Source organism: Microbacterium sp. NPDC057407 (genome assembly GCF_042803895.1).
Taxonomy (GTDB): domain Bacteria; phylum Actinomycetota; class Actinomycetes; order Actinomycetales; family Microbacteriaceae; genus Microbacterium.
Genome location: NZ_JBHVCA010000004.1, coordinates 23921 through 36494, shown reverse-complemented (window position 1 = coordinate 36494; position 12574 = coordinate 23921). Strand labels below are relative to the sequence as shown.

At 63.9% G+C, this 12574-nt stretch carries 12 protein-coding genes; 4 read left to right on the top strand and 8 right to left on the bottom strand.

Features of this window, described 5'->3' with window-relative positions:
* Window positions 1–7: 7 nt before the first annotated feature.
* The 6 genes from ACFUTX_RS12155 to ACFUTX_RS12130 form a co-directional block, all read right to left on the bottom strand.
* On the bottom strand, window positions 8–604 hold the full coding sequence (locus ACFUTX_RS12155) for a hypothetical protein (RefSeq protein ID WP_378864780.1): 597 nt from the start codon (window positions 602–604) through the stop codon (window positions 8–10).
* A gap of 47 nt (window positions 605–651) precedes the next feature.
* Window positions 652–1638 carry a hypothetical protein gene (locus tag ACFUTX_RS12150; RefSeq protein ID WP_378864777.1) on the bottom strand — a complete coding sequence of 329 codons (987 nt, stop codon included), beginning with the start codon at window positions 1636–1638 and terminating at the stop codon, window positions 652–654.
* Between the two features lie 311 nt (window positions 1639–1949).
* Window positions 1950–4616, bottom strand: coding sequence for a hypothetical protein (locus ACFUTX_RS12145; RefSeq protein WP_378864775.1), 2667 nt, complete (start codon window positions 4614–4616; stop codon window positions 1950–1952).
* A 230-nt stretch (window positions 4617–4846) separates the two neighbouring features.
* Window positions 4847–5329 (bottom strand): hypothetical protein, encoded by a 483-nt coding sequence (locus tag ACFUTX_RS12140; protein ID WP_378864772.1) that lies wholly within the window; start codon window positions 5327–5329, stop codon window positions 4847–4849.
* Window positions 5330–5558: 229 nt separating this feature from the next.
* Window positions 5559–5795 (bottom strand): hypothetical protein, encoded by a 237-nt coding sequence (locus ACFUTX_RS12135; protein ID WP_378864769.1) that lies wholly within the window; start codon window positions 5793–5795, stop codon window positions 5559–5561.
* A gap of 105 nt (window positions 5796–5900) precedes the next feature.
* Window positions 5901–6500, bottom strand: coding sequence for a DUF2510 domain-containing protein (locus ACFUTX_RS12130; RefSeq protein ID WP_378864766.1), 600 nt, complete (start codon window positions 6498–6500; stop codon window positions 5901–5903).
* Between the two features lie 163 nt (window positions 6501–6663).
* On the opposite strand from ACFUTX_RS12130, the gene ACFUTX_RS12125 reads away from it, so the two are divergent.
* Window positions 6664–6939 carry a hypothetical protein gene (locus ACFUTX_RS12125; RefSeq protein ID WP_378864763.1) on the top strand — a complete coding sequence of 92 codons (276 nt, stop codon included), beginning with the start codon at window positions 6664–6666 and terminating at the stop codon, window positions 6937–6939.
* Window positions 6940–8020: 1081 nt separating this feature from the next.
* Here ACFUTX_RS12125 and ACFUTX_RS12120 read toward each other — a convergent pair.
* On the bottom strand, window positions 8021–8509 hold the full coding sequence (locus ACFUTX_RS12120) for a hypothetical protein (protein WP_378864760.1): 489 nt from the start codon (window positions 8507–8509) through the stop codon (window positions 8021–8023).
* A gap of 318 nt (window positions 8510–8827) precedes the next feature.
* On the opposite strand from ACFUTX_RS12120, the gene ACFUTX_RS12115 reads away from it, so the two are divergent.
* Window positions 8828–9910, top strand: coding sequence for a hypothetical protein (locus ACFUTX_RS12115; RefSeq protein WP_378864758.1), 1083 nt, complete (start codon window positions 8828–8830; stop codon window positions 9908–9910).
* Window positions 9911–10007: 97 nt separating this feature from the next.
* Here ACFUTX_RS12115 and ACFUTX_RS12110 read toward each other — a convergent pair whose 3' ends face one another.
* Complete coding sequence (locus ACFUTX_RS12110; RefSeq protein WP_378864755.1) at window positions 10008–10667, bottom strand: HNH endonuclease; 660 nt, start codon at window positions 10665–10667, stop codon at window positions 10008–10010.
* Between the two features lie 153 nt (window positions 10668–10820).
* Here ACFUTX_RS12110 and ACFUTX_RS12105 point away from each other — a divergent pair, with 153 nt between their 5' ends.
* Entirely contained in the window at window positions 10821–11021 is a 201-nt protein-coding gene (locus ACFUTX_RS12105; protein ID WP_378864752.1) for a helix-turn-helix domain-containing protein, read from the top strand.
* A gap of 69 nt (window positions 11022–11090) precedes the next feature.
* A complete protein-coding gene (locus ACFUTX_RS12100; RefSeq protein ID WP_378865316.1) occupies window positions 11091–12569 on the top strand; it encodes a hypothetical protein in 1479 nt (492 codons plus the stop codon).
* Window positions 12570–12574: the final 5 nt, after the last annotated feature.

Genomic DNA, 12574 nt, shown 5'->3' with positions numbered 1-12574 from the left:
GCTGGCACTACCCTGACGTGACCCCGGGCACCTTGCGCGGATTCCACGTGGGCTTCTTCACGCGCAGCGCGACGTCGTCGATGAAACGGTCGAGCTGGTCATAAGCGACTCGGCGGTGCTGAATGTACTGGCTCTGCAGTGCGGCGCCATCGTTCAGGCGCCAAGAGTCGCGTTCGGCTTCCGGCAACAGATCGAATGTCCGATAGAACCTCACGGCGGTTTCCAGAGCATCACGCTCGGCGGCGAGGACGCCGCGGGTGAACTCGGCTGCCCGCGAATGTGGGAGAAAGACAAGACGCACGTCTGCCCGGGATGTCCTGACCCGGTTGATCGCCTCCTCGCACTCCGCGACCCGCTTGTCCCTCACCTCGTGGTCGGCCAGGAGATCCTCGTTCCGATGGGGGAGCCTGTTGCCTGGCCGGAGCGGCGGAGGGGTGATGCCACGCATCTTCGCGAGGGCGGAGTAGGCGTCGCGCGCGAACTCCCGCGCCGGCTCGAAGAGAACCTCGCGGGCGTGCTGGACGCGGCTCGCCCGTTGACTGATCACCGCCGACACGAGGACCCCGACGAGACCGAGGATGGCCACGAGGAGCGTGATGGCCACCGGTTCGGACTGCACGGTGCACTCCTCAATACGCGCCGGATACCGAACTAGTCGCTAGAGTCCGCCGCGGCGGCTTTCTCGTACAGCTCGCGCACAGAGTCGTCTTGGATGTTCTTCCGTGCCGCATCCCGCCGGGTTTCGAGTTCTTTCAGCTTCTTGGTCTTCTCCGCTGAGTCCTTCTCTTTCGCGAGAGCCGCCGCGTCGCGGTCGATCGTCCCGATCTCGCGAAGCCACCGCACGTCGTTGAAGAGCTTGAAGGCGGCGATGGCGTCGTCGGCGTCGACTCTGTCGGCGTTGAGGAACTTCTCTGCCAAGTTCGCGGACACGGCCGCTGCCGCCCAGCCTTCCAGTTCACGGATCTTCGCGCCGTTGATGAACACGAGAACGTAGGAATCGCCCGTCAACACGACGTCGTCGGTGCCCGCCCAGCAGAGCTTGCCGTTCCGCACCTCGAACTGGTCGCCTGCCCGGCTGAAGCTCCCGTCAGTGGAGATCACCTGGTCGGCGTGCTTCCCCGGGTTCGCGGGGATGAGCTCGTTGCCGTCCGGGTAGAGGAGGACGTATCCGGACTTGGTGAGGTCGCGTCCCGGACTGCTCAGGTTGACCCGCCACGTCATGACGCGGTCATTGTCGCCGTCGATGGCCTTGTCGGCGATGCGGGTTACGAGCTTGGCAGCGTTCTGCGCGACGGCGATCCACGCTGCGCCAGTAGGCCCAGACACCGCGAACACGGGCAGAGAGGCGGCTGTCGCAGCGGCGTCGACCCACGAGTCGAAGGTCTCTCGGTTGAATCGGTCGAACGCCAACCGAACGGTCACATCCAGTTCGGCGCTGAGCTCAGCCGGGGAGTAGTAGATGACGTCGGAACCCGGTTCATCCGCGCGCGAGCCGAGGAGGCTCCCGTAGGGGACGGAAGAGTAGAGGTAGTGCATCGCCAGAGGCGCCGCGTCGTGCAGCATCGGGCTGCGCACCGCCGACGTCAGAATCGCGCTCTTTCCGCGATTGTGTTCCTCATCGCCGGGGAAGACGCTCATGATGCGGATGCTCAAAGGCGAGCCAGGTTTGATCGGTTTCGTGCGCAGGTTGGTCCCGTTAACGGGAACATCGACCACTGAGTCAAGTGCCTCGAATTCGATCGCGTCGAGCGCATCGTTGCTGTCCATGGGCCCCCCAGAGTGCCGCGGCGTCGACCAGTCCCCACTGGTCCAACGCCTATGTCGTTAGCCCCATGGATAGCGCTTCGCGAGGTCGCGCGCAAGACTGGTTGCTTCGCGGCGTGGAGGACCGGAGTCCGCCGCTCTAGCGTTCGGGGATTGCGCGTAGAGCTCCACTTCGCCAGCGCACGTCACTCTGCGGGGTAGGGGTTTGCGAAGGCATGGGGGAACTCGCGCCGAAGCTCGTCTCGATCATCAAGGAGCCCGTTCCGAGTCAACTCTTGGTGCAGATCCCGGACCGCCCAGAGAACCTCAGCCCGGTCGGATTTCTCGCCCAGATTCAAACGCTCGTCGATGCAAGCACGCAATGAAACTAGGCCCGAGAGGTCGCCCGTAGCAGCCCGCGCCGCCGCAAGTCTGCTCTTCGTCAGAATGCTGATGGCCTCGCGGGACTGAAGGCGCTGCCTGCCCGTCGCGAGCTCTTCGGCATCGACCAGGGCGAGGCGTGCCAGCTGCGCCGCGACATCGACGTTGCCGCTGCGCCACTGCAGATAAGACGCACGGCGGCGGGCGGATGATCGTGCCGAGAGAGCATTGAGCGTTGATCGCGACTGCGGGCCAAACGAAGTCTGGATCAGCTTGTGGGCCCGTTCGGTCATCGCCAGCGCTTCGGGCACCAACTCATCACGATACGAGTGGAGCATCCGTACGGCAAGATCCTTCTCCTGGATCGCTACCCGCGGATGACGGGTGGTTCCCCACCGCCGCGTCTGCAGGTCGATGACGTCTCGCGTTGGTTGAATCGCAGCCAGCGGGTCGACGCGCGCGATATAAAAGGCAGCGTTCGCGAGAGCTTCGCTTCGCTCGTCGGACTCGGGGCCGAACTCGGTCTCCGTAAGCACGGCATCCTCCAGCGCGAGGTGGTAGGCCTCAAGCCGCTCGCCGCGGGCGGACATGAGACCGTACCTGCGAGCTCGCAGTCGGTGGTGGATGTCGTCGGACAGGTGCTCCGTGTCCGCGGCAAGCTCGGTCGCCTCCCGGTACAGCCTCTCTGCAGCGTCGATGTCGTGAAGGTGCACATCGTTCTTGCTGCTCAGGAGGATGCTGCGCTCGAGCAGCGCCGCTATTCGCAGGTCCGGCCGCTCGCGCCGAACGCGCTTCGACGCCTTGACGGCGGCCCGCGAGAGCCCATCCAGCGCCGCGCTCGCCGGGCTGACAAGCCGCCGCTCATAGTGAGCTCGGGCAACAGCGAGTTCGGCCGCCCTGACCGGGTCGAGCCGAGTCGGCTCCACGAGCTGGTCGATGCGAGCGATCAACGACTGACCGGCCCGGTAGGCGCGCTGGCGCCAGAACTCGGCAAGTAGTTCCGTCACGCACACCGCCAGAAGGTCGTCGTTTCTATCCGTTCGGGTTCCCGCGCCAGAACGTCGTTGCTGCTCAGTAGCGATATCGATGTAAAGCGCGGCGAGAAGTGCGCGGTCCTCGTCCACTGCGCGACCTGTCAGCCACTTCTCCAACGTAAAGAGCGCGTTGTGGTACGTGAGCGCGAGAGTCGGTGGTGGTGTGCGCGAAAACGCCAGCGCACGCGCAGTCTCGTGCCGGATCGGCTCGATGAAGCTTGCGAACTCCTCGGTGAGTTGGTCCGAACGCATCCATCCGCTGACGAGCGCATGCTCGATTCCCACGTCCGCCCCCTGGAGCCGAGCGGCATCGTCGCCGAGCGACTCGGGAATTCGGTAACCGAGGATGGCGGCCGCCATGAGCGCAAGCCTTGATTTGCGGTCGGACTGCTCGAGCAGCCGCCGCAGCTCGGTGTGGAGGTCGGAATCGGCCTCCGCAAGCCAGTCGAGATCGGCCCAGTCCCACGCCTCTCCGGGCTGGGCGTCCCGATTGAGGAGGAACACCTGCAGCCCGTAGGGGTTGGACGCGAAGCGCTGCGCGAGCAGGTCGACGACCTCCGACGGCGTGCCGGGATGGAGATGATCTACGATCTCCCGGGCGTCATGAGCGTCGAGGGCGAGGAGATTCTCGACACGCAGCGCGCTGGGAGCCGACTCAACGAAGGCCTGGAACGGCGCGAAGCGCTCATCGCCATTCAATTCCCATCCCGTCGCGATGACCAAGATCGGGAGGTTCGAGGCGAGAATCACTCGCAACAGATCTGCGCTCTGATCGCTGAGGAACTGCGCGTCCTCGATCAACAGGACAATCGGCGGTCCCTTGCGTCCGTCCTCGCCCCACACAGTGGTGAGCAATTTCCGCATCTGCGCCGTGTAATCGATCGTGTCGGTGCCGACTGTTCGAGAGTTCGCGGCGCCAGCTCGCCAAGCATCGACGACGTCGGTGGTGCCGTCCAACAGAGTCGCGAGTGCTTCGATATCGGTGGGCACCGGGAGCAGCGCTCCGAGCAGCGACAACACCGTTCGGACAGTCGCTTTCGTCAGTCGTCGCATTCGCAGGATCGGCGCGATGTGTGGCTCCAATTGCGCCACGATCCTCATGTACGCCTCTTCTGGGCGGGCAAGAAGGCTGGGATCCGTCGCTATACCAAGCCAGATCCACTCCGGCGAAGCATCCCCAGGAACGTGGAATGGTGCGGGAATCAGCCGCTTCCGCTCTTTGAAGACCTCATTCACGTTTCGCGGCGTCGCTGTCGAGATCGCGGCTGGCCAGTACGGCCTCTCTTGGCTCGCCGCTAGTTCGCGATACAACTCGTGCACCAACCGCGTCTTTCCCCACCCCAGTGGCGCCTGAACGAACGTCACCCGTGGGCCACGGTGCTCGGCCACGGCGCGGTAATCCGACAGCAGCCTCTCCAGTGCTTCGATCCGGTGGCCGCCGACGAACGGCGGGTTCACGTGGGCGACTCTTCGCGGACTGGTGAAGCTAGGGGCGAAGAATGTGAGGCATGACTCGCGTACGAGGATCGGGTTTGCATTCGACACCCTGATTCGACGGGAACAAGGACGTTTGGTGCGCAGCCACACTGCAAGTGCGGCGAAAGTCACGCCAGCATATATGGCGGGAGGTCGAAATTGTTGAGTTTCGCCACGGCGCAACCCGTTAGGGAACCGTAGAGAGATCGCTTCTAGAGGTCGATCTTTGCTTTGCCGCCTAGAACTGCGACGCTTGCCGCCACCGCAATCGCGGCCGCGGACGCGACCACCCCCAAGACCTTGAGAGCGAACGCTTTGTGTTCGCGATCCTTGAGAGCCTCATCATCGAGAGCCTTTTTGAGCATCTCGAGAATCCTGAAGCGGTCTTCCGAAGTGAGGTTGTCGCGATCGAGTTCCTTACTCAGGATTTCGCGGTAGTGGGCGAACGCCTCGTGAACCTTTTTCTGGCTCTTCCAGTTGACTCCGACGAGGTTGGCCGCCTCCTTTTGTACGTCATCGAGCGAGCCGAGAACGAGCGACTTGAAGTCGGGGAACTGCTCGACGACCTTGAGCGCCACCTCTTCGCTCATATTCGGAAGCTCTGAGACGAATGTTAGGAACTTCTCCTTCGACAGATTTCTCCAGGAGTCGATGCCGATCTTCTGCTTCAGCTGTTCCTCGTCCTGATACTCCATGTCGCGGTGTCTCCTGCCTCGGGCGCACGGGTGCTTGATCAGACCCTACAGAGTGTTCATCTCCCGACACGCGCAGCCTGCGGAGGTGGCGAGTCCGGCGCGAGGGGCGCCTCGGAAGAGACCAGATCTCGCGGGAGGTGCAGCGGTGTGCGACCGGCGCCGAAGAATCGGCGCATCTGACCGCGCCGCTAGCGGCGATCCTGCGCGAGGCGCCGGCTAGCTCCAGGCCTCAGAGATGCGGGTAGACCTCGACCTTCGCGTCGAGCGGGATGTGCCAGTAGCTGAGGTTCCAGGCTGCGGTGCCGCCCGCGGGGACACGGTTCGCGGTCGTTGATGCCACTGCGCGGATCTTCCCCTCCGCGTCTCTGGCTACGAGGTCGAGACGCACTCCATCCTGGTCCTCGGTGAACTCGGACGTGATCCTGCCCTTGACTGTCACCCAGTCGTATTCGGGGGCGAGCGTCACGTCGCTGATCGAAAAGCTGCCCGCCTCGTGTTCGGGTGAGTGTGTCGCTGCGTCGGCGGGCGGCACCCGAACGTCGAGGTGGTCGATCGCACCGGCGCCGATGTCTTAGCAGTAGCCGACGAAGATCGAGGTCCCCGGCGAGACGTTCGCGAAGAGGGTGTCGGTGTCGATGAGCACTCCGGCCGAGTCGTACGCATCGACGCCGATATCGGTGAGCGCGGTGAAGACGTAGTCGTCGTTGGGGTTCGTGATCTCGACCGCGTACCAGCCCGTGCCCCTCTCCGCATCCATGCCGAACGCGGTCTCGCCGACCTCGAGCGGCTCGGGGGCGGCGGCTCCTCGTTCGTCCGGCTCGTCGGCAGTGAACGGACGCCGCGAGTCGCCCTGCGCCACACCGGTACCCGCCTGCGACCCCGCCTGCGGCCGAGCGGCGCTGAGGCTCGCGATCACAATGGCGGTGACGACGAGGACAGCCAGTCCGATCACTGCCCAGACCCACCAGGGCGGGACGCCCTTTGCGGCTCGGGTGCTTCCGGCGGCTTTCCCGGCAGCGTCAGCGGTGGGTGCCGAGGCTGTCGGCTCGGCCGACTGGTTCGCGGGTCGCGTGTGCTCGGTCCACTCCGACCCATCCCAGTAGCGGAGCTCATCAGCCACTCCGGCCGAGTACCAACCGGCGGGCATCGACGGAGTGGAAGGTGCAGTCATCGATCGGCTCCTGGGACAGGGTGCCCGCGATGAAGCGGGCGCGGGTGCAGTAGTGGATGCAGCGGACCTGCGAACGCCTCAGGCGAAAGAGACGTTGAGTGTTGCCGCTTTCGTGTGAGAGTATCAGAGTATTGACCGAAATTTCACCGCTCAAGGAGGAAGCGTGAACTCCCCATCTCGAATCACCGTCCACGCGATCGTGGGCCTTGCCGTCGGCAGCGCCCTCGTGTTCATCGCGGCTATCTGCTCGCTGCTCATCGCACTCGTCACCGAGTGGACCGTCGAGATCCCCGGGATCATTTCGATCTGGCCCACGGTCGAGAACGACGCCCGCGCGTTGATCTTCGATCCGAATCCGCTCGGCATGAGCATCGCGGCGGTCGCGATCGCCGCTGTCTACGGGGCCGTCACGGTCAGGCGGGCGTCGCGCGCGGCGTAGAGCCCGCGGGTGGAGGTGAACGGAAGACATGATGTCTCCAGATTCGAGCGCGCTGCCCTCGCTTGCGCGAAGCGGGCGAGCACGGCCGGTGCGTCAGGGCGACCGGGTTGTTGCGACGGGTCGAGTGCGCAGGGAAGGGCGATCGACGAGGTTGCACGCGGTCGGACAGGGGCTTGTCGACACCTCCTTCGGCGACGCGGGCGGGTTCAGTGTGCCCATCGACATCGCCTCCGATTTCGACGAAGGCACACTTCGCGCCTGAAGCCCCGCGGTGGACCAATGGGATCTGACCACCAGCTCAAATGGCTCGCCGCGGCGGCGGTCTCCGTAGTTCGCGCCGCGGCGTCGCCGGTGTCGCTCCCGCTGACTGCTCCGTCTCGATCTCGCCGTCCCCCTGGCGTCGCTGATTTGGTCTAGGTACGCGATCCTCAATCGGTCGTTGCGCGCATGCGGCCCGTCGCGAGCCGGCATGCGCGCCTGCGTTTGGCAACGGCCGTTCGAGTTCTGCACCCCACCAAGGAGGCGATTCGACCGTGCTCTGACCCGTGCGAGTCCTCCCGCTCTTCGGGTAGTACGCGCAAGCCCGCCCCCGTCTGCGCACAATGCCCCGATAGGGATCGCGGCGGTTCACCCGCAACTCCAACCGCGGCGTGGCAACGGGGCGCGAGAGCCCGAAATGGCGGGTTCGGGGCGATCCGCCACTAGCGTACGAGGCGGGCGATTGGATTCTGGGTTAGCGGGCGAGTGTCGGACCTGCTCGGTATTCTCGCGGCATGCGAGGTGTTAGATGCCGGACGGGCCGCACCCCGATCGCTACACAGGCTGAGGCAGCAACAATCGCCGCCGGCGTATTCAAGGGCGCGAGCGCTATGCACTGTCCTTATTGCGGTAGGTGGCATGTCGCGGGCTATGGTTCGCCGATCGAGCGCCCTAGCAACGCGCGGAAGCGCCGTCGGTAAGTGCGAGCGCGTCAGCGATTGGAGTGAGCATTGCGCGCGAGCGGGATCTCGAGCGCAAAGCGTCCGGGAGTCCGTCACCAGCCGGACGCGCACGAAGATTGGTGAGGGGCTCTGAGACAGTTCTAGCCTGCGATGAGAGTGCGCTCGGAGTCGTGGGCGGGGCCGTTCTCGTCGGCGAACTCCCAGTGCAGCGTTATCGTGCGGATGCTCAACGCGTATCGGGATCGCGCCCAAAACTGAAGTTGCTCGCCCGCTCGGAACAGCTTTGGCAATTCAACATCGAGTTCAAACAAGGGAGTCGCCTCCTTCGGTACGACATCGATGCGCTCGAGCATGATCGGACGCTCGGAAGTGTTCCGGATCACCCACAGATCTCCCGCTCCACCCTTGAGCGGCCCCCAGGCCTTCGGACGATGCGACTGCGCGACAATCTCCTCCGCATCAGCGATCCGGGTCCACGCGCGGTTCGCCTCTGCCGCAAGCACAGCGGTTTCCCGCCCGGCGGCTTGAGCAGCCGCCCTCGCCTTCTTGGCCTCACGCGCCTGAGCGAAGGCAGCGATTGCGGCGAGGATTGCGCCACAGCCCCGCGACGCCAATCCAATCGCCAACATTCATGGCGTGATCATACGATCTCTGCCGATCGATTGTTCTTCGGCGATACGCATCCCGGCTCGCACGCACGAGGCCCGCCCCAAGCGGCCGCGGGTGCGTGCGTTTGGCATTCGCCTGCGCGCAGCCGCCCGAGGAAGAACGTCGCTCGACATGGGCTACGTTGTCGGGTTGAACCCGCCCGGGCGGCCGCCGCAGTTCGTGACTCGGCGAGTGCGCCCCGCACGAAAAGGGAGCCTCTTCGTGCCGGTTCGCTGGCTCATCTGAACCGATGTCGTTAGTTCCGAGCAGAATCTGCAGGTATGTGAAACTGGGCGAGCATGGGCGACGGGCCCGTCTTTGATTCGTTCGGGCTGAGGATAAGGTCGCCCGCCTCGCTTCCTCGCGCGGCTCCTAGGGCGAGCGGAGCGGGTAGAAGCACCTACTTCGATATCCCGCTCGGAGGCTTGCCGTGGGCCAGAACGGTCATGCTGGACTGGAACATCAGCGCTCGCATCGAGAACATTCATCGGCGGCAGGCGCGTTTCGAGCCGTTGAACCTGACTTCGGCTGAGGTTCAAAGGCTGCGCCGCCTCGTGTTGTCGATTCCGGAGGGCGCGGCGGTTATGGGGGCGTTCGCCGCAGCGGAACCTGAGACGCGTCGTACGCCTCGGCCGCACGACGTGGATCGCTACAACGCTCGCACCGATGTCGCCTCGGTGTATCTGGCACAGGCACCGGACTACCTTCTGCACCTCCTGGATGGTGGGGACAGCGGCGGCTTGGTCATGGACTCAGTGGCCGACGACGATCCATATGAGCCTGATCCATTCCGGGCCTGGTTCATGATCTCGTACGCGACATTCCTGAAGGCAGCCAGCCTCCATCGCGAGCGGCTGAACTCCCGTCGGGAGCGTGTGGAGAGCTTCGCGACGTGGCTAGAGCATGATCTCCGTATCTCGCCTGGCCTGGAAGCATGGATCGGCTTCAAGCTCCTGGCAGGCCGCGGCGATCAACCCGGCAAAGCCGAACGGCTGCTCAAACTCGGTCGCCCGCACGGCAGCGCGGACGCGATCTGGGGAGCCACCTGGGACCTGATGTACACCCGGATCCCCGCGGTGATGGCTGTTCCGCCGTTGCGAGGAACGTGGCCGCTTCCTATCTCGTTTGTCACCGACGACGCTGCGCTGGTCGACGTGCTCGAGGGAAGCAACTCCCCATTCCTCGTCACAAACGCGAATGGAGTGACACTCGGCGGCGGTCACGTCGACCTCACTCTCCTGCACGACGACGTGCAACCGACCGTCCGCGCCTACCTGAAACGCGAGAAGCTCAGGGTCCTAACCAGCAGTCCGGGTCTAACCGATGACGCAATGAATCGCGCTGCACGGCTCGCTCGATCTCTCGAGTCCCTCTTCGAGTAGGCGATCCGCATCCGGGCTATGCCCGTTGGCGGGGCGTAATGGGCGGGTCATGAGGTGCCCGACCGATGCTCTGAGGGGAGCGGCTGGGTTACCTCGCCTATTCAGGCTTCAGCGAGAAGTGCCGTAGCCAGCGGTCGTGGTAGCTCGCCGCCGAGTGTCGTCGTCCGTGGGACTCGCCCATGGCGATGATCCTTGGGTAAGCCGCGAGAAGCCCGTCCCATCCGATCACGTGCTCGGGTCGATCAACCGCTGGCAGGTCGGTCACGAGCGCGTCGGATTTGCGGGCGTTGCACATGGTGTGGAGCGTCGTGAGGTTCGCGATGTCGCCTGTGCCTCCGCGGGCGTGCGCGAACTTGTGGTCCGCTTCGGGAGCGAGTGCCCAGTACATCGGGTGGATCGCTCCACGTCGGTAGTTGGGGTGGTACGGCAGCTCGTCAGGGAACAGGTCGCTGAACGCGACGAGGACGTTCCGCGGGATGCATCGTCCACCGCAATACGTGCATGCCATCTCATCCCGCAGAAAGACCTGCGCGCGCATGGGATCGGTGACGTCGCGAGGCCGGCGTTCGGTGTGGTCGGTCGCTGGTCCGGCTTCCGCTGCGTAGCGAAGCTGTCCTTCCCAACGTTCGAACGCGATCGGTTCGATGCCGCTCCGAGCGCGCTCGAGGTCGCCGCTCACGAGCGCTCCCGCCGCTGCGCTGAGCGCGTCGGCGTATCTGTCTACGTCGTCGAGGTCGAGGGTAAGGATGGCGGTCACGGCGCCACTGTATCCATCCCCGACCGGGCGTTGCGCGGTGGAGGGGCCGCAGCGTGCGCGCGGTCACTCCAGCGTTCCCTGCGTGTGTCTGGCCGTGGGCGGAGCGCCGCTGATAGCGTGAACTTGCGTCCCGCAAGAGGAGAGAGCTGGAAGATGGCGGAAGATCACGAAGTCCTGACCACGGAGGAAGCTGCCGCACTCCTTCGTGTCAGCACCAAGACGGTTCTCTCCCTTGTGCGTTCCGGCAAGTTGCCAGGCGAGAAGGTCGGACGGGCTTGGCGTTTCCCGAAACGAGACGTTCTCGACTATGTCCGAGGGTCGAGCGAACATAAGGCGGGAATCGTGGATGAGTAGGGTGCAGACCTTTGGCACGACCGCGATCAGCGTGCCCGCTGCAAGTCGAGGTAGGCGGCTGTGATCAACATGACGACGTGGGAAGAGCTGACCGTAGACATCGTCAACGGTGTCAGACTCGACCCTCGAAACGTCCGCCTGGACATCCCCGAGGGAGTCCCTGAGTCCGACATCGTTCAGGACCTCTTCGCGAACGAGAAGGCCCTTAGCCTCGTTGAAGGCATAACGAAAGTTGGCCTCCTGACTCACGAGGTCCCTATCGTCGTTGAGCGTGACGGCACTCTCATCGTCGTTGAAGGAAACCGTCGAGTGGCGGCGCTCAAAGCGATCCAGAACCCGTATCTCGCGCCAGATCACCAAGCCCGAATCACCAAGCTCGCGCAGAGCATCGTTAGCCGTGATGAACTCCGACACATCACCGTGAAGAAGGCGCCTACGCAGGACGACGCCGATCAACTGATCGCCGCGCTCCACACCGGAAACCAGCGTGTCGCCTGGAGCCCGGCCCGGCAAGCAGCGTTCTTCCAGGCACAACTTGACGCCGGCAAGACCGCCGAGCAACTCGTCGCGCAATACCCGACAGTCGATGTCCGAAAGTTCATCACTCGGAGCAAAATTCTCGGACTCTTCCGTGGCGTCAGCTTCGCCGATCCGTCACTCCATGACTATGTCAATCGTCGCCGCTTCCCCGTCTCGACTCTCGCGCGCCTCTACGAGAACGACAAGTTCCTCCAGCTCGCCGGTATCGAGCTCGATAGCGACACTGGGAATGTGGACCTCCGTTCGTCGCGAGCTCTCTTCGAACGCCTGGCGACGAAGATCGTCTCCGATATTCGTGACGGGGTTATCAACACACGTGTCCTGAACAGGACTACCGGCGAACGATACGTCGCCTACATGGACGAACTGCGCGACCTGCTTAACGAGTACGAGGATTCAACTGCCGGCCACAGCGCTTTTCATGAGTCGTCGTCATCGAATGCAGACACGGGAGGGTCCAGCCGCCAGGAGGCCGGGACGAGTGACCAGCATCAGAAAGGTCATCACGAGTCATCTGATAGAGGATCGGATGCGGGTAGCGACAAGGCAAAGCCCTTCCCGCGGAAGCGGAACTACCTCAACACGGACAACCTGACGGTTCCGAGCAGCTTCCCTGCGTCGATTCACGAGATCGTCAAGGAACTCTCCGCGATTAACATCCAGCGTTTCCCAAACGCCACCCTCGATCTACTGCGCACCTTCCTGGAAAAGACGATCAAGGCCCATGCCGAGGTGCTAGGCGAGGACATCAGGAAGGGCTCCAACGAGCAGGGATTCGTGTATCTCTCGAACTGCCTCGTCTGGCTCGAAGCGCACTTCAAGACGACCGGGCAAACCGCCTTCATCCAGCCCGTACAGAAGATTCGCGGTGGACGCTACGGTTTCGTGGGATCAAAGGCGCACCTCGACGCAACCAACCACAACCATCACATCTTTGCCACACCCGATGACGTTCGAGAATGCTGGGCGACCATCGAAGGAGTCATGAAAGCGGTACTCAAACCATGACGCGA

What these genes read in the sequence shown, in the direction of transcription:
- ACFUTX_RS12150 (WP_378864777.1), bottom strand. Translation starts at nt 1,638, where the DNA reads ATGAGCGTCTTCCCCGGCGATGAGGAACACAATCGCGGAAAGAGCGCG.
- ACFUTX_RS12140 (WP_378864772.1), bottom strand. Translation starts at nt 5,329, where the DNA reads ATGGAGTATCAGGACGAGGAACAGCTGAAGCAGAAGATCGGCATCGAC.
- ACFUTX_RS12130 (WP_378864766.1), bottom strand. Translation starts at nt 6,500, where the DNA reads ATGACTGCACCTTCCACTCCGTCGATGCCCGCCGGTTGGTACTCGGCC.
- ACFUTX_RS12120 (WP_378864760.1), bottom strand. Translation starts at nt 8,509, where the DNA reads ATGTTGGCGATTGGATTGGCGTCGCGGGGCTGTGGCGCAATCCTCGCC.
- ACFUTX_RS12115 (WP_378864758.1), top strand. Translation starts at nt 8,828, where the DNA reads ATGGGCGACGGGCCCGTCTTTGATTCGTTCGGGCTGAGGATAAGGTCG.
- ACFUTX_RS12105 (WP_378864752.1), top strand. Translation starts at nt 10,821, where the DNA reads ATGGCGGAAGATCACGAAGTCCTGACCACGGAGGAAGCTGCCGCACTC.
- ACFUTX_RS12100 (WP_378865316.1), top strand. Translation starts at nt 11,091, where the DNA reads ATGACGACGTGGGAAGAGCTGACCGTAGACATCGTCAACGGTGTCAGA.